Raw genomic sequence first — 21,246 nt, forward strand, 5'->3', positions numbered from 1 at the left:
CCAAATGTTCCTCCCGCGTCCATGTACCCCTTGCCAACAAAGGCGCGAGCAAACATGTATCAAGTTGTACTATTGAGTACTATTTTGTAGCGCAGGCATTCATCGTATTACTGAACATTACTTTAGCGAATGTGAGCACACCAATTATGATCAATTATGGCAATTGCGCTGTAGTTCATCACACAGACACTTTATTTCGTTATAGTGAACAAAAGTCATCATAAATCTAACGCCATGAAACGAATCGCCATCATTGAAGATGAAAACGCCATCCGCGAAAACTATGTCGAAATGCTCCAAGGGCAAGGTTACGAAGTACAAGGCTTCGCTGACAGAGCAAGTGCTGAAAAGGCACTTGACGAGAAACTCCCCGATTTAGCTATTGTGGATATTGGCCTTGGCCATGAAATTGATGGCGGTTTTATGCTGTGTCAGAGCTTACGGGCGCGCTCGAAAACCTTACCGATTATTTTTCTCACCGCACGTGACAGTGAAATAGACACAGTGTGTGGCTTGCGCATGGGTGCTGATGATTACCTTACTAAAGACATCAGCATGGCGCACTTAGCTGCGCGTATTGCCGCGTTATTTCGTCGTGTAGAAGCACAAAGCTCCCCACTGTTAAAAGACGAAGAAATCATTGCCCAAGACAAGCTTGAACTGAACCTCAAGCGATTACGTGCCAACTGGGCAGGACAAGCTGTGGACTTGACGGTGACCGAGTTTTGGATGGTGCACTCACTGGCTAAACGCCCCGGCCATGTAAAGAGTAGAGATGAGCTAATGAGCGATGCCAAAATCTACGTTGATGACAGTACTATTACCTCGCACGTCAAACGGATCCGACGTAAGTTCCAAGCGCTTGATAGCAGTTTTGACTGTATCAACACGGTATATGGCATGGGTTACCGCTGGGAAATGAAATAAATGACGCGATGGGGATTGGGCCTACGCAGCAAGGTCATATTGCTGTCGTGTTTCTTATTTGTGCTACCTTGGCTTGGCTACGAGTATGTATGGGAAATGGAAAAGTACCTACGCAAAGGCCAAGAAAAAACCTTAGTCGGCACAACGAGGGCGCTTGCAACAGCACTGCATGAGCGCCCCGCACTATTCGAAAACGCCAGTGAGTTTACTGACAAAGTTGAAAAAGGGCGCGATCTCTATGCCTACAATATCAACAATGCGATTCGTCTCGATGGTGAGCTCGGAGATTGGCTCCCTTATGAAAACTTAATGTGGCACTACCAAGGGGCCTATTTGCAAACCCCCACCCCTTCACACGATGAGCGAGATTTGTCGTTTAAGCACATGGTTGGAAAATACTCTCAGCACCTCTATGCCGTTTTTGCTATAACCGATAACCACGTGCAATATCGAGGCAAAAACTCACTCGCAGTGGATCGCAATGATCATCTTAAAATTGCGATAAAGTCGCCACATGGTGAGCTTAAGAACTATATTATCGCAACTCGCGAGGACGGCTGGGTGAACGCATTTACCTTGCCCGAATTGAATCCCTACACCGATATTCAAGGCTATTTTAAACGCACCGAGGTAGGCTACAATATTGAACTGCGCATGCCACTGAATATGTTGGGCAACAAACTTGGCTTTGCGATTAGTGATTGGGATAACAACACCGAGCAACGCCACTTAATGGCGACATCCAACGTCAATGATGCCAGCACATTGGGCACCGTGTTACTGCCTTCTCCCGAAATTAAGCGCATCATTAAAGGTATGGGCCACAGTGGTAGCCGTATTTGGGTCGTTGATAAACATCATCGAGTACTTGCTCAATCAGGTAACATTCAACATGCCGATGGCGTATGGGCGAGCTCGCTGCAAGGCGACGAAGAGCAAGGGCTTTGGCATGATTTTGAAACGCAATTTCTGCATCCACTGTACTACCAAATTCTGACTAAACCACCGAGTGACTTTCTCGATATTCTGCATGATGTTGCAGCTTTGCAGGGTAGTCACATTGCCAGTGCCTTGCGCGGTGAGCCCGCCTCTAATTGGCGTATCACACCCGACAATAAGGCAGTTATTTTGTCCGCCGCTTATCCTATTTGGGGGAACGATCAAGTGCTTGGTGCGGTGATAGCCGAGGAAACAACCAATGGTGTTCGCACTTTGCGTAACAAAGCGCTGGAGAAACTCTTTAACGTGATTATTGCGGTCATGTTGATTGGCACCATTTCCTTGTTTTTCTTTGCTTCACGTATTTCATCTCGCATTCGCCGCTTGCGTGACAGTGCGGAGCAAGCCATTGATGAGCAAGGCCGAGTGCGCTCACAATTAACGGTTAGTGAAGATAGCGATGAGATTGGCGACTTATCACGTAGTTTCGCGAACATTGTTAATCGTCTTGGTGGTTATACCCATTATCTTGAGAATATGTCTTCGCGGTTGTCGCATGAATTGCGCACCCCGGTTGCGGTGGTTCGCAGTTCACTTGAGAATTTACAATTAACAGCAACTGAGCCACAGCAACAGAAATACCTCACTCGCGCACAAGAAGGGGTGATGCGACTGAACAAACTCATCACCACCATGAGTGAAGCGACCCGCCTTGAACAAAGTATCAATACGGCAGCACGTGAGGACTATGACTTAGCTCAGGTTGTGCAAGGGTGTATGCAGGGTTACGCGCTAGCTTATGCCAACGCTAAATTTGAGGTTGAGGTGATGTCGCAGCCAATACCAGTGAACGGCTCAGCGGACTTTTTTGCGCAACTACTCGATAAACTCATCAATAATGCGCTGGAATTTACTCATAGCGACCGCGCCATCACAGTAAAGCTCGTACAACATAATGCGTTGGCGATACTGACCATTGACAATCAAGGTCCTGCACTGCCAAGTGATATTGGCGATCACATTTTTGACTCCATGGTGTCGGTACGCAGCCAAGATAAGCAACAACAGCCTCATTTAGGGTTGGGTCTATACATAGTCAGGCTCATTACTGATTACCACCGAGGAAAAGTAAGCGCCAGTAATTTGCCTGACAACGATGGCGTGCGTATCGAAGTGCAGATCCCGATACGCAATTCATAAAGCATTAAACCTGCTATTGCTAGGATAACGAGTAAGTTACCGCTTACTACAGGAATAAAAATGCAGGTTGAAATGCTCACACAACAAGAGCTCGAATTTATCTTTACAGTATTCAATGAGCAAGAGAATATGACAGACCAGCACGCATCCCACCACCATGAACATCACGTTGAAGAGGAAGCTGCAAACTAACACTATTGCGATATAATAGCGCTACTGTAAACCGCTGGCATTTCACTGTGAAAAAACACCAAGCAAAAAAAGAGCTCGCACTACTTCCCATTTTATTTGTCGCTATCGTCTTATGTATCGGCGGTCATTTTGTCCTACAACCTAATTACCAAGACGGCCATGTTGTTGAGTATGCCCTCGCCGCACTGCCCTTTGCCCTTTTTGCTCTAGTAGTGATTGCCATTCGCATGGCCATCAAGCAAGAGCAACAAGATACTGAACAATAGAGAGCTCCTTATATCAGGCAGTGGGAGATTGATTAGTTAATCGACAGGACTGCTTGATATGCTAGGGTGTGTTGAACTTTGCTGTTTGTTTTTGCAGCAGTCACTGGGGGGTTAGGCAAGGCAGTGCCTGCGTCGCATAGGCATTCTATGTCACTCAGGTGATAACGCAGTGACAACACCTCAAAGGTCAACACACCCTAGAGCACATGATACCCAAACCAATCAGGGCGCATACTTTGTGAGCGACCGCTGGGGGTTAGATGAATATGGTATTGGCTATCGAGTAAGTCTAATGCGAAACAGTCATCTACTTCATGCAAGTCATCTTTGTGCTGATGACTCATGTTGGTCAGCATGCGTTGTTTTACTTGCTGTTTAGCCTGCTCCGCGCTGTGTGCCACAGTCAACGTAAAGGCATGCTGCTCAGCTAGTTTATCGGCCTCGTAGGCACCAAGATTCACAAAGTACAAACGCTCTGGACGGTTTTGCGGACTATCGCTGATAGTAACGGCATAGCCGTCGATGTCATGCACTGCCATGTAGCTGTCCATGTGTACACTATTTTTGTTGCCAACCCACTGTGCTTTGAGCTTTGTATACGTTTGCTCGATACTCTTGCCCACTACAAAGCGCACGTCATGCATTTCAATGTGGCAACCATCAATACGCCCACCTAGATAAACCAAAAATAACTGCACTGTATGCTCCTTTTTTATGGCAATGCCATCGAGTATAGCGAAACCAAGCGACAAATGAATCGCAGCGAGTTGAATATCTCTTTGTAGCATAAGCATTTTCCAAGAGAGTACTGGATATTTTGCAGAGCAATGGACTCAGTAAGCAAAAGTTCACCCAACGTAAGCGACAATAAAGTGCTCGATAAAAGCCTAGGTAAAAAAGATTAGGTAAAATACATCTATCCCCGAATAAGAACTGGGGTGAGATAGCTGTGCACTGAGTTAATCTCAGCAAATAGGCGATTAATCTTATTCCATTTGCGCTTTAAAAGAGATTAGTTAGGCTTTACTCAGAACATGCGTAAACACGCACTAGGGTGTGGAATGAAGAACAAAGTAGTACTTATTTTAAGTGTCTTAATGCTTTTGGCTTTCGCCAATGATGCATCTGCGTCAAGCATTGAAAAACGCTTCAAGGAATTAGATAGAAATCGCGATGGCGCGATCAGTAAATCTGAGGCAGCGCAAGAACCCGCGTTATGGTCACGCTTTAGCAGCTATGATCAAGATAAAGACGGCAAACTGTCGCTGCGTGAGTTTTCCAACTACGCTCGCCAGTAATTTGTAGCCATCACAATATTATTAAAAAAGCGCCCAAGAGATGTCCTGTGGCGCTTTTTTAGTGTCCTTTTTACTCACATTTCACTGTGAGCTGTTGCTCTGTTACGCCTGCTCTTCTCGCAAGAATACGGGTTCATTTGCTTTTGTTGTAGCCTCTTCACTAAAGTAATAACCCGCTGTATCGAACGCTTTAAGCGCGGCCAGTGAGTCCACTTTATTTTCCATAATATAACGAGCCATCATGCCGCGAGCCTTCTTGGCATAAAAGCTGATCACCTTGTATTGACCATTTTTACGATCTTTGAAAATAGGCGTGATGATGTCCCCGTTAAGCGCCTTTTTATCGACTGCTTTGAAATACTCATTTGAGGCTAGGTTTATAAGTGTTGAGGCACCACTTTGCTCAAGCGCTTCGTTAAGCTTTTGCGCAATAATGCTCCCCCAAAACTTATACAAGTTTGCACCGCGACCATTTTCTAATTTGGTGCCCATTTCCAAACGGTATGCTTGCATCAAATCAAGGGGTTTTAGCACGCCATATAACCCTGACAAAATACGTAAATGCTGTTGTGAGTATGTCAGTGCTTCTTCATCAAGCGTGCTAGCATCTATGCCAGTGTAGACATCACCGTTGAAGGCAAAGATAGCTTGCTTAGCGTTATCAGTGGTGAATGGTTGAGCCCATTCACTGAATCGTGCTGCATTCAACCCCGCTAACTTATCGCTGATTTTCATCAAGCTGCCAATTTGCTGTGGAGACAACTCTTTACACACCTCAATTAGCTCTTCACTGTGTGCCAGTAATTCAGGCTGAGTATGAGTATTTACAGGTGCTGGAGTATCGTAATCAAGGTTTTTTGCTGGAGAAATGACAGTAATCATAATTGCTGTTGACTTGGCTCTTCAATAGTGTCAATTTCAACATTAAATAAAGCAAAGATCACGCTTTATTCATAAATCAGTATATTCGATTAAATTGATGATTTATCGACGCTCTTGCTCGGTGTCCCTAAGCAACGTGATACCGGCGCGCAAAGCTCAAACACAATACTGATTTCACTTTGCGGGTTATATTTTGAGCCGCAGCACTCATGCACGGACAATTGACCTGCCTTTAATTGTCACTTAGGTGCAACATAAACACATTAATCTAATCGTGTTTGCTTAGTACAACGTACGACACACTATTTAGACACCACTGCTTGGAATGAGGAAAGCAAATGAGCACAGCACTAGAACAGTTGAAGCAACACTCAACTATCGTTGCCGATACCGGTGATATCGACGCAATTCGAAAGCACCAGCCACAAGATGCCACCACCAACCCATCTCTGCTATTAAAAGCGAGTGAGATTGAGGCATACCAACCTTACTTAGATAAGGCATGGCACTATGCAAAGTCGCAAAGCGATGATGCACAAACACAACTAGAGCTGGCGTGTGACTATTTTGCTGTACTTATTGGTAAGGAAATTGCCGATATTGTTCCGGGCTATATTTCTACAGAAGTTGATGCACGTTTATCTTTTGACACTGAGGCGACCATTGCCAAGGCAAAGCAGTTGCTTGCGCTGTATGATCTAGAAGGTGTCAGTCGCGATAAGATTCTGATCAAAATCGCATCAACATGGGAAGGTATCAAGGCAGCTGAGCAACTCGAAAAAGAAGGTGTTCGCTGTAATCTGACTTTGCTATTTAGCGAAGCGCAAGCACGAGCATGTGCCGATGCGAATGTATACCTTATTTCTCCGTTTGTCGGTCGTATTCTTGATTGGCACGTTGCCAATGGCATGCAAAAGCCTACCGATCCACTCACGGACCCTGGCGTACAATCAGTACGCAGCATATACGAGTTTTATAAGAGCCATGGCTACGAGACCATTGTTATGGGCGCAAGCTTCAGAAACACAGGGGAAATCCTCGCACTTACAGGCTGTGACCGTTTAACAATTAGTCCTGCCCTACTTGAAGAGCTTGAACAAATGCCAGCCAACACGCAGTACCTGCTAACACAAGGTGGTGATGTGGCACCGAAGCCTGCTCCACTAAGCGAAAGTGAATTCCGCTGGTTGCACAACCAAGATGCAATGGCGACAGAGAAGCTTGCAGAAGGCATTCGCTCATTCGCCCAAGCCCAGCTCGATTTAGAAGCGCGATTCAAAACACTGTAATCGTCCCTCATACCGAATATAAAAACACCAGCATCTCGCTGGTGTTTTTTTGTAATCTAATGGTCACTTCTTGGTAACATTTGATACACATTTTCGTTTTACTTTAGGACTTTCTATGGTATAGATTGACTGCGTTAGGTATACAGGAGTATGTGATGGACAGTCTTAACGAACTAATAAAAATAATAGAAGGTCCTGAGGCTAGAAAAAGTTCTGGTCGCAAGCAAAAACGTAAATGGCGCGAAATTGAAGCACTAAGAGATAAGCAGCGTCTTCGCAAAGAATTAAAAGAATTAGACATATTCAGCGATGACATTAGCTTAGAAGAACTCGATTTCTAGCAAATAAAAGGAGCAACCCAAGCTGCTCCTTTTTTACGTATAGCGCCCCTGTTTTTTAACTGTTCACGTACTTATGTTGATTGGTAAAAAACGGGTGAGGTGTTTTATTGTGTCGTTATTTGCTCCGGTAACAACCAATTAATAGGTTGTTTGCCCTGTCGAGTTAATGCCTCATTTGCTTTTGAAAAGTGCTGACAACCAAAAAAACCGCGGTGAGCCGACAGCGGCGAAGGGTGTGGTGCATTGAGCACAACATGCTTGTTGGTGTCTATTTTCCTACCTTTTTTCTGGGCATGTGAACCCCATAATAAAAAGACAATGCCATCTGCGTGAGTATTCAATAACTCAATGACTGCATCGGTAAATTGTTCCCACCCCAAATGCTTATGAGAGTGCGCTTTGCCCTGCTCTACCGTAAGAACGGTATTTAACAGCAACACCCCTTGCTCTGCCCAAGAGCGTAAGTAGCCATGCTTAGGAATAACAAAACCGTCGATATCTTGAGCTAACTCTTTGTACATATTGGCCAACGACGGCGGCGGCTTAACTCCCGGTAAAACAGAGAAGCATAACCCATGCGCTTGGTTTGGTCCGTGATAGGGATCTTGACCAAGAATGACCACTTTAACATCATCAAACTCCGTGGCGCAAAATGCTTCAAACACCTGTTCTGGCATAGGATAAACCTGCACCCCTTCGTCACGACGTTGCTGTACGTAGTTAATGGTGTCTTGAAAATAAGCCATCTGCTGTTGTGGCGCTAATAAATCATTCCAAGTAGTCATAATGCTCTCTTAATAATAAAAAACGGCCATTGAGGCCGTTTCATTCTTTGCAGTAGCTTATCAAACTAGCCGAGTTTGTTCAGCATCGCTTCGCGCAATTGCGTGTAGTCAGCACTCATGGGTTGTGCTAAACACTGTTTTGCTAGGGCTTCGGCGAGCGCTTGAGGCATAGGTAAGTCCATATCCAAAATGCTGTCCACGCTTTCTTTAAATTTCGCTGGATGCGCTGTTGCTAGGAAAATCCCTTGATGATCATCAGCGAGATCTGCTTTCAAACCTTCATAAGCAATCGCTGTATGTGGCTCTGCCAAATACCCCATTTCATTAAGCTCTTTCATCGCACTTTGCGTTGTTTGCTCATCAACTGCATGGGAGAAGAAATCGCCATAGCTAAAGTCACCGTTATCTAACATGGTTTGTACCCGCGGCCAGTTATTTGGACGACTCACATCCATGGCATTTGATAGAGACTCTAAGGTGTCATTGGGTTGCCACTGCTTAGACGCCAAAAAGCGCGGAACCGTGTCATTTTGATTGGTCGTAGCCGAGAGTTTTTGTATTGGTAAGCCAATAACGGCCGCGATCATCGCCGCACACACATTACCAAAGTTACCACTTGGTACTGAAATGTGTGCTTTACTTCTTTGCGCTTTAGGTAGTTGAGCAACCGCTTCAAAGTAATAACATACCTGCGCTAATAAACGGCTGATATTAATTGAGTTTGCTGAATTTAGACCCAAGCGAGTTTTAAGCTCATCATCTAAAAACGCCTCTTTAACCATGGCTTGGCAATCGTCAAATGAACCCGTGACACTGTAGCAATGCACGTTTCCACCCAACGTCGTAAAGAGTTTTTGCTGTGCCAGTGAAATTTTACCTTCAGGGTACAGGATCACTACATCAATATTCTCTTTGCCATAAAATGCATGGGCCACAGCAGCGCCCGTATCGCCACTCGTCGCTGTTAAAATGGTGACCTTTTCACCTTGGCTAAATTGAGCGAGACACTGCGCCATAAAACGGCCACCAAAATCTTTAAACGCCAGAGTCGGGCCATGAAACAGCTCTAAACAGTGCATATTATCCGCAACTTTTACAAGCGGTGCAGGAAACGTAAATGCGCCTTCAACCATGCCTGCGATGGTTTCATCACTGAGCTCATCCCCCAATAGGTGGCGCAACACTTTGGCGCTGCGGGTAACAAAATCCAAATCAAGCAGTGCATCTACATCCTCAAGTGGCGCTAAATGCGTCGGGAAAAATACACCTTGATTGCGCCCCAAGCCTGTTTTCACGGCTTCAACAAAAGACACCTGCTGCTCATGGTCTTTTAAATTATATAACTGCATTACTTCTTATCCTCATTCAACTGCCGTGTCCCAGCCCAATCTAGTTGGCATACGTGGCTAAAACCGTGTTCATTAATATAGTGTTCGCGCAGCCACTGATCGCATTGCGCAGCTGTATCTAAGTTATCGCACAGCGCAAATAAAGTAGGTCCTGCGCCAGAGATACTGACCGCTTTTGCTCCTAGAGCCAACAGAGCTTGCTGCGCTTCGCTAAATCCTTTAATTAAAGGAGCACGAAACGGCTCTGCGACTTTATCGACTAAGATAGACAGCGCCTTGTCAGTTTGTTGCTGTAGCATCAAGGTGCAAAATGCACTCAAACGCTGGGCAAACTCTACGCTGTCATGCATATCAAGTTGTTTAGGTAATACCGCGCGCGCTGCTGCGGTGTTCAGTGAAAAGCCCGGAAAGGCGACAACTGGATACCAGTTTTCTGGAGTTTGAATAGCCAAAGACTTACCCGGAATAAGTTCACCAGTGAGCTGTAATCCTCCCAAGAAACATGGCGTAATGTTGTCATAATGGCGACCACCACTGACTTTGGCTTCAAAGTCTGCCATCAGTTCTATTAGCGCCTCATCACTCAATTGGGTGCCTGCAAATTTGTCCAGTGCTGCAATAGTTGCAACCACTGAGCAAGCACTTGAGCCTAAGCCTGAGCCAACCGGTAAGTTTTTAACTAACTCTAAACGCACTGGAGGCATATTCGGAGCAACTGTCTCTTTGAAGTGTGCTAAACACATATAGGCCAAGTTGTGTTCTGCTTCAGAGGGTAGCTTATGCGCATATTCACCGGAGCATACAAACTGGGTTTTATCACTGGCACTGACTTTAACCACATCACCGAGCAATGAGCCATCTAAGGGGGCGATTGCCGCTCCTAGCGCATCAAAGCCCACAGCAAAGTTGCCAATGGAGGCAGGTGCATATACTTCTATCATTTGGCTCTCCTAGCGCGGCAACGTTTTTAAAATATCAGCGAATACACCCGCAGCAGTCACTTCTGCACCGGCACCATAGCCACGGATCACAAATGGTTTTGGCTGGTAGTAGGCACTGAGAATAGCCAGTGCATTTTCCCCGTCACGGATATCATACAGTGCATGCGCGTTATCAACAGCCTCTATGCCGACTCGGCAACGACCATTGTCGATGCTTCCCACATAGCGAAGTACTTTGCCTTGTGCTTTTGCTGAATTAACCTTGTCGGCAAAATCTGCATCTAACTCGGGGAGCTTGGCCATAAACTCATCCACATTAAGGCCCTCTGCAAAGCCCTCTGGCAATACTGACTCAACCTCAATATCATCAAGCTCTAATTCAAGCCCTGACTCACGCGCGATGATCAATAGCTTACGCGCTACATCTGTGCCCGATAAATCATCGCGAGGGTCAGGCTCAGTGAAGCCATTTTCTTTTGCCTTGTTGGTCGCATCTGACAAACTCAAACCATCGCCAATAACACCAAACATATAGGACAAAGAACCAGATAAAATACCGCTGAAGTGCAATAGTTCATCCCCTGCACCAAACAATGACTGCAAATTATCGAGCACAGGCAACCCTGCACCTACGTTGGTTTCATACAAAAAGCGTCGATTGTTTTTCTGCGCCGCTTGCTGCAATTCGTAGTAATAGGCCATTGAGCTGGTGTTGGCTTTTTTATTCGCTGCCACAACGTGGAAGCCAGCATTTAAGAAATCTCGGTATTGTGCTGCGAGTTTACCCGACGAACTACAGTCAACAATGACTGGATTGATGAGGTGGTTTTGCTTCACAAATTGCTCTACCAGTTTAAGGTCAAACGGTTGCGAGCAACTTTGTAAGTCGTTTTGCCAGTTATTAAGGTTAACCTCATCGCTATTTAGCAATAACTGGCGAGAGTTAGCGATGCCTCTGACTTTGAGCTTAATATTACGCTCTTTAAGCCACTTTTGTTGCTTTTGCACTTGCGCCAACAGCTCACTACCAACCAAACCACAGCCCAATAAGAACACATCAATAGATGGGATGTGGGTGAAGAAATTTTCATGACACACTTTCACCGCATCATTGCATAACTCCCCGTCAACTACGGCTGAAATTGAGCTCTCCGTTGAATCTTGAGCAATGGCCACGATATTGACCTGAGCTTGCGCTAATGAAGCGAAGAATTTAGCAGCAAGGCCTTTGTGGGCACGCATGTTATCACCCACCAAAGTAACGATAGCGAGATTGCGTTGTACTTGTACAGGTTCGATGATGCCTGCTTTGGCCTCTAGTTCAAACGCTGTTTCCAACGCTTTAAGTGCCAAAGATAAATCATGCTGGTGTACACAGAAGCTGATGCTAAATTCACAACTAGATTGGGTGATCATAACGATAGAGACATTGTCTGCGGCTAACGCTGTAAACACTTTCGCTGCCATACCGACTTTCCCTTTCATACCTGGGCCGGATACTGTCAACATGGCAAGGTCTTGTAAGCTCGATAAGGCTTTTACCGGCTCTGACGATAATTGCTCATCGCTGATTAATGAACCAGGTAGCTTGGGGTCATGGGTATTTTTAATTTCACATGGTACGCCCGCTTTGGCACAGGGAACAATGGTTTTCGGATGCAACACTTTCGCCCCGAAGTACGATAGTTCCATGGCTTCTTTATAGGATAAAAAGTCCACCTTCTGAGCGCTTTTGATGTAGCGAGGATCGGCACTGTATACACCATCTACGTCTGTCCAAATTTGGCATACATCAGCCTCTAAACAGGCCGCAGCCACTGCGGCTGAATAATCAGAGCCATTGCGCCCAAGCGTTGTTAATTCACCATTTTCGTTAGCACCGGTAAACCCAGGCATAATACTTACGCGCGCGGGGTTGGCGCTTAAATACTGCTGAAAACGCACTTTCGATGCATCTAAATCAACTTCAGCATCCAGATACCCGCCGTGTGAGCAAATCACCTTCTCAGCACTGAGATAATGCGCCCCCAAATCCCTAAGCAAGGCTTGCATCAGTGCCACACTTACGCGCTCACCAAAGCTGATCACATACGCCATCACTGAGTCAGGACACTGCCCTAGCAACGCCACTCCATCGAGCTTTTTCCTAAGTGCATCAAAGTCAGGCCAGTGCTCAGGCTGTGATGCCGTGGCACTGACTTCGCTTTTCAAGCGCTCACTGCGCTCAACGAGTTCTTGCCATGCCTGCTCGAAACTAGCACCTGACTGCGCTTGTTCCACCAGGCTAACGAGACTGTCTGTCATACCACCTGGCGCTGACAACACCAATAACATTTGCTCTTTTAGTTCACCTCTGACGATGTCACTGACTTGCTGCAAACAGCGCGCATCAGCAAGCGACGAGCCTCCGAATTTTAATACCTGCATAACTTCCTCATTCCCCTAAAAACCCCATTTAAAACTGAGTGTGCTCAGATAGGCGAAGAGCCAAAAAAAAAGCCTATGCTGTTTAGCATAGGCCTTTTTTATATCTGCGCACTGACCCATGCCACTATCCACTAAGGATGATGGTTGTAATAATGGTGGTCAGTGTTACGTAATTTGTTTTCATGCTTGTTAGACTGCCCGAAAATGACCTTTGCTGTCAACCGCAAAATAAAAGATTAATTATGCCATTTGAACATTTCTTATATCACCCAAAGATAAAATTATGCAGAGACACTTACCTATTAAGGTTACAGAACTACGTAAGCATGGTAGGCATGCGAAGAATTATCACTAAACCTTCTCACTGTGCATGACGGTCACCATTGTCGCAGTACACACTAGTTACTTTTTAACGTATCACTTAATAAAGGATGGTTATTCCATATTCAGTATACTTTAGGGGTACAAATTGATACTTATTTAACTGCGATTAATAGCGCTATATTTTGTTAATCTCTCCCCTTTAAGCTATTATTTTATTTATTTTTTCATGATCCTTCGCTACCTTAGTGTTAGGGTTGTTTCGGTGAAAAAGAATAAAAATATACAATTAACGCATTCATACCATTTTTTGTGATTTATCAGGGCCAAGTACGCGCATGTTGCACAATAGTTTGTCTAAAAAACTGCTAACCAATGTTTTATCCGTGTACTTTGTACTCACTTTTATTGTCACGTGCGGTCAAGTCTTTGCTGAGTACTTCAATACTAAAAGTTACATCCGCGATGAATTGCAAACGCTGCAAAAAACGTTCAGTGGCAGTTTGACTCGCGCAATTTGGGAATTGAACACAGATCAAAGCGTCACCATCGCAGAGGGTCTTATCGCCATCCCAATGGTTGAGGGCATCATAGTACGTGACGACAGCGGGGAGGTTATTTCCCAATTAGGCCGCTCACTGGATATACGCGAGCTCTACTCGCAGCAACTGGTGCAAGACGCATCAATCATTGAAGACACCCCATCTGGGCTATTCGGTTATACCTTTCCTCTTATTTTTGAATTCTCTGGTCGTGCGACACAAGTTGGTGATGTCACGCTATTTTCAAGCCGTGATGTCGTTGTCAGCCGCATCATAGTGTCAATTTACCTGCTAGTCGGTAATGCCATGATCAAAACAGCATTCTTAATCTTGCTGTTTTTGTTAGCCTTTAGAAAACACCTTACCTCGCCGCTGAGGCAGCTTACTGAGCAAATTGAATCTATCGAGCTCGATGACCTAGAAGGCACCCATATTGAGCTCAAGGGACAAGAACAGAACGAATTAAACGTTATGGCTCAAGCATTTAACAACCTAATCAATAAAGTAGTTGAGTACCGAAATAAGCTAGAGTTAACTCAAAATGAGCTTATTAAAAGCAACGAAAAGCTAGACCAACAAAACATCATGCTTGAGCAGGAAGTCGCGCGTAAAACCTCGAATCTAAGCCAAGCTATGATGGATTTACAGCAGCAAAAATATGAGCTTGAGAAGCAAAAGCTAAACCTCACAGAAGAAATTGAGTTACGACGTCATACGGAGCAAGAGTTACTGACCAAGCAAAGCGAAATGCAACGCTACGTTGATGAACTAAATCTGGCGCAGGAGCGCTTATTAGGCTCTGAAAAAATGGCAGCTTTGGGTGGCTTGGTAGCGGGTATCACGCACGACATCAATACCCCTGTGGGCATTGGTGTGACCGCCACTTCTTTCTTACAAGAACGTCTTAATGCTGTTGAGCAGGCCTACGTTAATAAAACGCTCTCTCCTAAAGAACTAGAAGAGTTTATTCAAGACGCAAAACAAAGCGCTGCGTTACTCACCAGTAACTTAGACAGAGCCTCTGAGCTCGTTGCGAGTTTCAAACAAATAGCCGTTGACCAGGCTAGTGAAGCAGTACGCACCATTAACTTTAAAGAGTATTTAGGTGAAGTTATCCGTTCATTACACCCTAAACTCAAGAAAACAAAGCATGATATCACCATTAATTGCCCAGACGACTTAGTGTTAAACCTGCCTGCAGGTGCTATCAGCCAGATCTTTACTAACCTCATCATGAACTCACTGATTCACGGTTTTGAGGGGATCACTCAGGGCAACATCAGCATTGACGTCACAGAGCGAGACGGTCGCGTACTGATCATCTACAAAGACGATGGTCGTGGGGTTAATGCCGAGCAGCTCGATAAATTGTTCGACCCCTTCTTCACAACGAAGCGTGACCAAGGTGGCAGTGGTTTAGGCACCCACATAACCTTTAACTTGGTAAAACAAACACTTGGTGGTGATATCGAGGTGAGCAGTGAGCCAAATGAAGGCTTACAGTATATGATCACGATTCCAAAAGACATGCCAAAGCCAATGCAAATGTTTAATTAGCGCTATGACTCCTGTTATGATGACGCCACAATAATATTGCGCATGATGCGCTCCATGGAAGTATATTTATGTGGTTTAGTAACTTAATTTGTTACCGCTTTAAACAAGACATTAGTTATCAACAAGAAGACTTTGAAAAAGCCCTCGAGCAAGACTTATTTCGCCCATGTGGTAATCAAGATCTCCACACCTTCGGCTGGACGAAAGCGCTTGGCAAACATGGCCAAACTCTGAGCCACTTCTCAAAAAATACCATCTTAGTATGCGCAAAGCGCGAAGAGAAAGTGCTTCCTGCAGCCGTAGTCAATGAAATGGTTCAAGAGAAAGTTGACCTACTTGAAGCTCAAGAAAACCGTCGCGTTGCGAAGAAAGAAAAAGACGAACTCAAAGAAAATATTCTCAACATGTTACTGCCGCAGGCCTTTAAAAAATCAAGCCTGCAATTTGCGTTTATCGATATGGAAAACGGCTGGGTCGTCGTAAATAGCGCAAGCTTTAACAAAGCTGAAGAGCTGTTGGCACTGCTACGTAAGTCACTTGGCACCTTGCCGGTGGTACCTGCATTTGCAAACTATGATTTGGGACTATTTCTAACCAGTTGGTTAAAAGATTTTAACGCGCCAGAAGGTTTTGCTATTGGCTTAGACGCTGAGCTTCAAGAGCCTGAAGACAGTGGCGCGCAAGTTAAGCTCAAAGGACACGACCTATCAAGTGAAGAGGTTAAAAACCACCTCGACAATGGTAAAGAAGTCACTAAGTTAGCACTGGAGTATCAAGAGCGTATTAAGTTCATTCTGCAAAACGACGGCTCGATTAAGCGTGTGAATTATGCTGATGTACTTAAAGAAGAAAATGCGGATATTCCAAAAGAAGATATGGCAGTAAAACTGGATGCGGACTTCATCCTCGCTTCAGAAGAAATTAAAGAGCTCCTCGAAGCACTGACGAGCTATTTAGGTGACTCAGAAGACCTGTAGTGTGTAAAAAAGAGCCTCCGTTGAGGCTCTTTTTGCTTATTTAACTTAAGGTGCCTTTAGCTAAAGACACTGCGCATATCTTTAACCATATCTTGATAATCTGTATCGGCAAAAAGCTCTACTGAAGGAATAATACCTTTATCAACATAAACTTGCAGTGCAGCTTCTTTATCGGAGACTTGTAAGATCCCTTCCATGATCGCGCCCATACGTACAAAATCAACAAAATCAATTTCTTCAGGACGGTAGGTTGGATCAGACCAGTTCTTAGCCACCGCTACAAACTCGTCTGAGAAATCCCATGCAGTAAGGATAGCGGCACCAATTCGACCGGCAAGCTTTTGAATGGCATGCGCTAGGAAACTCGGATTGGCAAACACCTCTGGGTGCTTTTCCGCTTCAGTCAAAATGGGCAAGATACCTATGTTATAGGTCAGCGACGCCAGTGTAATAGTCTCGGTATTAATAATTTCATGGCGCTGCAGTTCACGAAATTTTTTAACCAGCACCATGGCATGGCAGGCCACACGAATAGTCTTCAACCATGCTTTGTCCATATACCCCTTAATGAGGTCATTTTGAGAAACAAACAGCTGTTCCATAGCCATAGCAGTGGCAATATTCTTAATCTGGCGTAAACCGATACGCGTTACAGCTTGGTTAATTGTGGTGACCTTTACCGAACGACTCATAAGGGCACTGTTAGCGACTTTAATCATCCGAGCCGACAATGCTGGGTCTGTTGCAATGACATCAGCCATCGTATGCAAAGTGATATCTGGGTCATCTGCGCTGTTACGCACCTTCAATGCCACCTCTGGTAATGTTGGCAAAACCAAGGTGTCGTTGTTTATTCTGTCAACCAGTATGGTCAGCAAGGCATTTTCTGTGGACATTCTCGAACGTATCCTTCTGTCAGCGGCTTAATTGCACAACGCTGTTATGTTCTTAAATATAAACTATAAGTTACCGATAAAGTTTAGAAAGTGATAGCGTAAATGCCTATTAATTTACAAAAATTCTTTATCCCATAACATTTTTTACCATTGTCAGCACTCAGGTAAATTGGTTAAATTAATCAAATACATTGAGGGCACAAGAACAAATAAACCACATTCACTGTGATTTATTTGCATCCCCTCTTTTGAGACTCCAATAACTACAAATTTGCGCAAAGGTGTCTATATGGCATGTCACTTCATTATTTGCGCCGCCAACAAGGAAACCCATGAGTAAATTAACTAAAATCTCTCACGCTTTAATGATAGCAGGTGTATTCACTCTTAGCGCTTGCTCTAAGCAGCCAGAACAAACAGCAAGCGATGTACAAGTTAAAGAAAAGGCGAAAACCAGCATCGAGCTTGTAAACATCGATGAGAACCGTTTAAACATTTACACCAACTTCGAGTTAAATACTGATTTATCTCACCTAAGCGGCAACCAGAAAAAAATGCTGTCTAAGCTTATTGATGCCTCAAAAATCATGGATGACTTATTCTGGCAACAAGCTTTTTCAGAGGATAAAGAAGCCTTCCTTGGGCAACTAGATAATGAAGATGTACGTCATTTTGCTGATATCAACTACGGTCCGTGGGACCGTTTGAATGGTGATCAAGTATTCCTTAGCGGCTTTGACGCCAAATCAGCAGGTGCGCAATTCTACCCAGCGGATATGACCAAAGAAGAATTAGAGGCTAGTGATGTTGCTGATAAAACAGGTCTTTACTCGCTAATCAAGCGCGATAACAAGGGCAAACTATACAGTGTCGCTTACTCTGAACATTACGCTCAAGAACTTCAAGCAGCAGCAAAATTGTTGCGTGAGGCGAGTGAACTGGCTGATGACAAAGAATTCGCAAACTACTTGAGCATGCGTGCAGATGCACTTGTCAGTGATGATTATCAAGCGTCAGATTTTGCATGGATGGACATGAAAAACAATCCAATCGACGTGGTTATCGGCCCCATTGAAACGTATGAAGACCAATTATTTGGCTACCGAGCTGCGTTTGAGTCATATGTGCTTGTCAAAGACATGGCATGGAGCGAGCGACTAGCCAAGTTCGCGCAGTTCTTACCTGAGCTACAAACAGGACTTCCTGTTGACGAGCAGTACAAGCAAGAAGTACCTGGCTCTGATGCAGATCTCAATGCCTACGATGTTATTTATTACGCAGGTCACTCTAATGCAGGCAGTAAAACCATTGCCATCAACCTGCCAAACGATGAGCAGGTACAACTTGAAAAGGGCACGCGCCGTTTGCAGCTTAAAAACGCGATGCGCGCAAAATTCGACAAGATCTTAATGCCGATTGCAGCAGAGCTTATTGTTGCCGAACAGCGTAAACACATTACCTTCGACGCGTTCTTTGCCAACACCATGTTCCATGAAGTGGCACACGGTTTAGGGATTAAAAACACCATTACTGGCAAAGGTACGGTGCGTCAGTCTTTACAAGAGCACGCAAGCGCTCTTGAAGAAGGTAAAGCTGACATTCTTGGCCTATATATGGTTGAGCAACTGCTTAAAAAAGGCGAAATCACTGAGGGCACACTTGAAGACTATTATGTAACCTTCATGGCGGGTATATTCCGTTCTGTTCGCTTTGGCGCATCAAGCGCTCATGGTAAAGCAAATATGATCCGCTTTAACTTCTTCAAACAAGAAGGTGCATTCTCTAAAGATGAAAACGGGCTATACAAAGTAAACATGGATAAAATGGCCGCAGCAATGGAGAAGTTATCTCGTCTTATCTTGACCTTACAAGGTGATGGTGACTACCAAAAAGTGGATCAGCTTGTTGCAACTATGGGGGATATCAAACCGGAACTTGCAGCAGACTTAGAGAAACTCAGCCAAGCCAACATTCCTGTAGATGTTCATTTCATTCAAGGGAAAAAAGTACTGGGCTTGCAATAAGCGATAACGCTTGCAAACAATACATCCAAAAAATAGCGCCTTCAGGCGCTATTTTTTATTGGTGCTCATCAAGCGTATTAAGGTTCCCTCTTGAGCGCGTACAAACGCAATCATTTGCCCTGCAATCAGCGTGGGCGGTGCATGAGGCTCCGCCCCTGCTTCAACGGCTCTAGCAAAACTTTCGGGCACATTTTCGCACTCAAAGCTCAGCTCAAATCCCAATGTAGGTTGCTTTGGATGGGAGCGAATGTATCCTTGGCGAAAATGAGACTGAGCGACAGCATGCGCGGCAAAGGCGATAACACATTGCCCGCAATCTAGCTCACCATAGGTGCCTTGTTCATCTATGTAAGCAGTTGATATGCCAAACGCTTGATAGTAGAAATCGAGTACTTCTTCGACATTATCTACAAAAATGGTCGTACCTATGCATTCCATCTGATTGGTTTTCTCGCTAGGAAGATCAATGATTTAATTCAATTGCTAATACATTACAGCACAAGATTCACAGTTGGTAAAACAGACAAAAAAAGAGCGCTGTGTAAGCGCTCTTCTTATTCATTATTTGCCTTTACTTTCTTGGCCGATTTTTCTCAATCGACGACGTTGTGACAAGGTCATCTTATTATTCTTGCCCGCGTACGGGTTATCTCCTTCACGGAACTCAATCTTAATAGGCGTGCCCATAATATCGAGAGCCTTACGGTAATAGTTCATCAGGTAACGTTTGTAGCTATCTGGTAGCTCATGCACTTGGTTGCCGTGAATAACGATTCGCGGTGGGTTATAACCGCCAGCGTGGGCATATTTAAGTTTCACACGGCGCCCTCTTACCAGTGGCGGTTGGTGATCAGCTTGCGCCATGTCCATTATACGACGAAGCATTGCGGTGCTGATACGCTTAGTGGCGGAGTCATATGCTTCTTCTACCGATTCAAACAAGTGGCCAACGCCTGTACCATGTAACGCTGAAATAAAATGAATACGGGCAAAGTCAACAAAACCTAAACGACGGTCAAGCTCTGATTTGATGCGGTCTTTCACATCCATATCCAAGCCGTCCCACTTGTTGATCGCAAGCACCAAAGAACGCCCCGCATTCAATGCAAAACCCAATAAACTTAAGTCTTGATCAGAAATACCAGTGCGAGCATCAATTACCAACAATACCACGTTGGCATCTTCAATCGCCTTGAGGGTTTTAATCACTGAGAACTTTTCAACGACATCACTGACTTTTTTACGCTTGCGAACCCCAGCGGTATCAATGAGCACATACTCGCGATCATTGCGTGTCATTGGAATATAAATTGAGTCTCGCGTGGTACCCGGCATATCGTACACAATCACACGCTCTTCACCGAGAATACGGTTAGTAAGCGTTGACTTACCCACGTTAGGACGACCAATAATTGCGAGCTTAATAGCTTTATTTGCTAGGTCTTCATGCTCTGCACTTTCGCCGTTTTCGTCGTGCTCATGAGTTTCATCTTCATAAGCACTTAACGCATCATCTTCACCTAACAGCAGCTGACGCTCTTTCGCTATTTCTTCAATAACAGGTTGTAAAGCGGTGCTAAGCAGACCGGTAATACCACGACCATGTGCCGCGGCAATTTGATAAACTTCACCTAGCGCCAACTGATAAAACTCTGCACAGTTAGAATCAGCATCAATACCGTCAGTTTTGTTGGCAACTAAGAATACTTTCTTTTCTTGCTTGCGTAAGTGCAGTGCGATGGCTTGGTCAGCCACAGTCATACCTGCACGTGCATCGACAAGGAAAAGCACGACATCCGCTTCTTCAATCGCTAACAGCGACTGCTCGGCCATTTCAGTCTCGATACCCTCTTCAGAGCCATCGATACCGCCAGTATCAACAACGATAAAGTCAAACCCATCATAGCTCGCTTGGCCGTATTTACGATCACGCGTGAGACCAGGGAAATCTGCAACAAGCGCATCCCGAGTACGAGTTAAACGGTTAAACAATGTCGATTTGCCGACATTAGGTCGCCCAACTAAGGCGATCACAGGAAGCATAATGTACCTCTTTAAATAACAAAAAAGCTCCGCCGAGGCCCAGTGGCCTA

The 21,246-nt window shown here is 44.8% G+C and carries 19 protein-coding genes; 10 read left to right on the plus strand and 9 right to left on the minus strand.

The genetic code is table 11. The annotated features are described in order from the left end of the window. Window positions 1-234 precede the first annotated feature (234 nt). Genes pdsR through AAEU32_RS05205 form a run of 4 tightly spaced genes read left to right on the plus strand, consistent with a single transcriptional unit; the run spans window position 235 to window position 3,524 of the window. The gene (gene pdsR / locus AAEU32_RS05190; RefSeq protein ID WP_421969464.1) at window positions 235-927 is read left to right on the plus strand and encodes a proteobacterial dedicated sortase system response regulator; all 693 of its coding nucleotides are present in this window, start codon (window positions 235-237) and stop codon (window positions 925-927) included. Next, window positions 928-3,066 (plus strand): proteobacterial dedicated sortase system histidine kinase, encoded by a 2,139-nt coding sequence (pdsS, locus tag AAEU32_RS05195; protein ID WP_421969465.1) that lies wholly within the window; start codon window positions 928-930, stop codon window positions 3,064-3,066. A gap of 60 nt (window positions 3,067-3,126) precedes the next feature. Then, on the plus strand, window positions 3,127-3,258 hold the full coding sequence (locus tag AAEU32_RS05200) for a hypothetical protein (RefSeq protein ID WP_421969466.1): 132 nt from the start codon (window positions 3,127-3,129) through the stop codon (window positions 3,256-3,258). Window positions 3,259-3,305: 47 nt separating this feature from the next. Further along, window positions 3,306-3,524 carry a hypothetical protein gene (locus tag AAEU32_RS05205; protein ID WP_421969467.1) on the plus strand — a complete coding sequence of 73 codons (219 nt, stop codon included), beginning with the start codon at window positions 3,306-3,308 and terminating at the stop codon, window positions 3,522-3,524. 197 nt (window positions 3,525-3,721) lie between these two features. Here AAEU32_RS05205 and AAEU32_RS05210 read toward each other — a convergent pair whose 3' ends face one another. Next, a complete protein-coding gene (locus AAEU32_RS05210) occupies window positions 3,722-4,222 on the minus strand; it encodes a DUF1543 domain-containing protein (RefSeq protein WP_421969794.1) in 501 nt (166 codons plus the stop codon). 363 nt (window positions 4,223-4,585) lie between these two features. Here AAEU32_RS05210 and AAEU32_RS05215 point away from each other — a divergent pair, with 363 nt between their 5' ends. After that, the gene (locus AAEU32_RS05215; RefSeq protein WP_421969468.1) at window positions 4,586-4,822 is read left to right on the plus strand and encodes an EF-hand domain-containing protein; all 237 of its coding nucleotides are present in this window, start codon (window positions 4,586-4,588) and stop codon (window positions 4,820-4,822) included. Window positions 4,823-4,924: 102 nt separating this feature from the next. On the opposite strand, the gene yaaA is transcribed toward AAEU32_RS05215, so the two are convergent. Then, window positions 4,925-5,704 carry a peroxide stress protein YaaA gene (gene yaaA, locus AAEU32_RS05220; RefSeq protein ID WP_421969469.1) on the minus strand — a complete coding sequence of 260 codons (780 nt, stop codon included), beginning with the start codon at window positions 5,702-5,704 and terminating at the stop codon, window positions 4,925-4,927. A 338-nt stretch (window positions 5,705-6,042) separates the two neighbouring features. On the opposite strand from yaaA, the gene tal reads away from it, so the two are divergent. Beyond that, entirely contained in the window at window positions 6,043-6,993 is a 951-nt protein-coding gene (gene tal, locus AAEU32_RS05225) for a transaldolase (RefSeq protein ID WP_421969470.1), read from the plus strand. 155 nt (window positions 6,994-7,148) lie between these two features. Then, on the plus strand, window positions 7,149-7,334 hold the full coding sequence (locus AAEU32_RS05230; protein ID WP_421969471.1) for a DUF3545 family protein: 186 nt from the start codon (window positions 7,149-7,151) through the stop codon (window positions 7,332-7,334). A gap of 104 nt (window positions 7,335-7,438) precedes the next feature. Here the strand turns inward: AAEU32_RS05230 and ung are convergent, their stop codons facing one another. The 4 genes from ung to thrA form a co-directional block, all read right to left on the minus strand. Next, window positions 7,439-8,119: a uracil-DNA glycosylase gene (ung, locus tag AAEU32_RS05235; protein WP_421969472.1), complete on the minus strand. Its 681-nt coding sequence runs from the start codon at window positions 8,117-8,119 to the stop codon at window positions 7,439-7,441. 65 nt (window positions 8,120-8,184) lie between these two features. Next, window positions 8,185-9,468, minus strand: coding sequence for a threonine synthase (thrC, locus tag AAEU32_RS05240; RefSeq protein ID WP_421969473.1), 1,284 nt, complete (start codon window positions 9,466-9,468; stop codon window positions 8,185-8,187). Further along, window positions 9,468-10,409, minus strand: coding sequence for a homoserine kinase (gene thrB / locus AAEU32_RS05245; protein WP_421969474.1), 942 nt, complete (start codon window positions 10,407-10,409; stop codon window positions 9,468-9,470). Before thrB ends, thrC begins: the two co-directional genes overlap by 1 nt. 9 nt (window positions 10,410-10,418) lie before the next feature. Continuing rightward, a complete protein-coding gene (thrA, locus tag AAEU32_RS05250; protein WP_421969475.1) occupies window positions 10,419-12,836 on the minus strand; it encodes a bifunctional aspartate kinase/homoserine dehydrogenase I in 2,418 nt (805 codons plus the stop codon). A 659-nt stretch (window positions 12,837-13,495) separates the two neighbouring features. Between thrA and AAEU32_RS05255 the strand changes: the two genes are divergently transcribed. After that, window positions 13,496-15,256: a sensor histidine kinase gene (locus tag AAEU32_RS05255; protein ID WP_421969476.1), complete on the plus strand. Its 1,761-nt coding sequence runs from the start codon at window positions 13,496-13,498 to the stop codon at window positions 15,254-15,256. A gap of 68 nt (window positions 15,257-15,324) precedes the next feature. Then, complete coding sequence (rdgC, locus tag AAEU32_RS05260) at window positions 15,325-16,233, plus strand: recombination-associated protein RdgC (RefSeq protein ID WP_421969477.1); 909 nt, start codon at window positions 15,325-15,327, stop codon at window positions 16,231-16,233. A 56-nt stretch (window positions 16,234-16,289) separates the two neighbouring features. Here rdgC and AAEU32_RS05265 read toward each other — a convergent pair whose 3' ends face one another. Further along, the gene (locus AAEU32_RS05265; protein WP_421969478.1) at window positions 16,290-17,129 is read right to left on the minus strand and encodes an HDOD domain-containing protein; all 840 of its coding nucleotides are present in this window, start codon (window positions 17,127-17,129) and stop codon (window positions 16,290-16,292) included. 332 nt (window positions 17,130-17,461) lie between these two features. Here AAEU32_RS05265 and AAEU32_RS05270 point away from each other — a divergent pair, with 332 nt between their 5' ends. After that, the gene (locus tag AAEU32_RS05270; RefSeq protein WP_421969479.1) at window positions 17,462-19,153 is read left to right on the plus strand and encodes a DUF8614 domain-containing protein; all 1,692 of its coding nucleotides are present in this window, start codon (window positions 17,462-17,464) and stop codon (window positions 19,151-19,153) included. Window positions 19,154-19,201: 48 nt separating this feature from the next. Here AAEU32_RS05270 and AAEU32_RS05275 read toward each other — a convergent pair whose 3' ends face one another. Beyond that, window positions 19,202-19,591 (minus strand): VOC family protein, encoded by a 390-nt coding sequence (locus AAEU32_RS05275; RefSeq protein WP_421969480.1) that lies wholly within the window; start codon window positions 19,589-19,591, stop codon window positions 19,202-19,204. 123 nt (window positions 19,592-19,714) lie between these two features. Next, entirely contained in the window at window positions 19,715-21,196 is a 1,482-nt protein-coding gene (gene der, locus AAEU32_RS05280; RefSeq protein ID WP_421969481.1) for a ribosome biogenesis GTPase Der, read from the minus strand. Between the last annotated feature and the right edge of the window lie 50 nt (window positions 21,197-21,246).

It is taken from the genome of Pseudoalteromonas maris (assembly GCF_049257235.1).
GTDB lineage: Bacteria > Pseudomonadota > Gammaproteobacteria > Enterobacterales > Alteromonadaceae > Pseudoalteromonas.

Excerpts from the sequence above, each read along its gene's own strand:
- AAEU32_RS05255 (WP_421969476.1), top strand. The coding sequence starts at position 13,496 with ATGTTGCACAATAGTTTGTCTAAAAAACTGCTAACCAATGTTTTATCC.
- pdsS (WP_421969465.1), top strand. The coding sequence starts at position 928 with ATGACGCGATGGGGATTGGGCCTACGCAGCAAGGTCATATTGCTGTCG.
- AAEU32_RS05230 (WP_421969471.1), top strand. The coding sequence starts at position 7,149 with ATGGACAGTCTTAACGAACTAATAAAAATAATAGAAGGTCCTGAGGCT.
- ung (WP_421969472.1), bottom strand. The coding sequence starts at position 8,119 with ATGACTACTTGGAATGATTTATTAGCGCCACAACAGCAGATGGCTTAT.
- tal (WP_421969470.1), top strand. The coding sequence starts at position 6,043 with ATGAGCACAGCACTAGAACAGTTGAAGCAACACTCAACTATCGTTGCC.
- AAEU32_RS05270 (WP_421969479.1), top strand. The coding sequence starts at position 17,462 with ATGAGTAAATTAACTAAAATCTCTCACGCTTTAATGATAGCAGGTGTA.
- AAEU32_RS05265 (WP_421969478.1), bottom strand. The coding sequence starts at position 17,129 with ATGTCCACAGAAAATGCCTTGCTGACCATACTGGTTGACAGAATAAAC.
- rdgC (WP_421969477.1), top strand. The coding sequence starts at position 15,325 with ATGTGGTTTAGTAACTTAATTTGTTACCGCTTTAAACAAGACATTAGT.
- thrC (WP_421969473.1), bottom strand. The coding sequence starts at position 9,468 with ATGCAGTTATATAATTTAAAAGACCATGAGCAGCAGGTGTCTTTTGTT.
- der (WP_421969481.1), bottom strand. The coding sequence starts at position 21,196 with ATGCTTCCTGTGATCGCCTTAGTTGGGCGACCTAATGTCGGCAAATCG.
- yaaA (WP_421969469.1), bottom strand. The coding sequence starts at position 5,704 with ATGATTACTGTCATTTCTCCAGCAAAAAACCTTGATTACGATACTCCA.
- AAEU32_RS05275 (WP_421969480.1), bottom strand. The coding sequence starts at position 19,591 with ATGGAATGCATAGGTACGACCATTTTTGTAGATAATGTCGAAGAAGTA.
- AAEU32_RS05215 (WP_421969468.1), top strand. The coding sequence starts at position 4,586 with ATGAAGAACAAAGTAGTACTTATTTTAAGTGTCTTAATGCTTTTGGCT.
- thrB (WP_421969474.1), bottom strand. The coding sequence starts at position 10,409 with ATGATAGAAGTATATGCACCTGCCTCCATTGGCAACTTTGCTGTGGGC.
- AAEU32_RS05200 (WP_421969466.1), top strand. The coding sequence starts at position 3,127 with ATGCAGGTTGAAATGCTCACACAACAAGAGCTCGAATTTATCTTTACA.
- thrA (WP_421969475.1), bottom strand. The coding sequence starts at position 12,836 with ATGCAGGTATTAAAATTCGGAGGCTCGTCGCTTGCTGATGCGCGCTGT.
- pdsR (WP_421969464.1), top strand. The coding sequence starts at position 235 with ATGAAACGAATCGCCATCATTGAAGATGAAAACGCCATCCGCGAAAAC.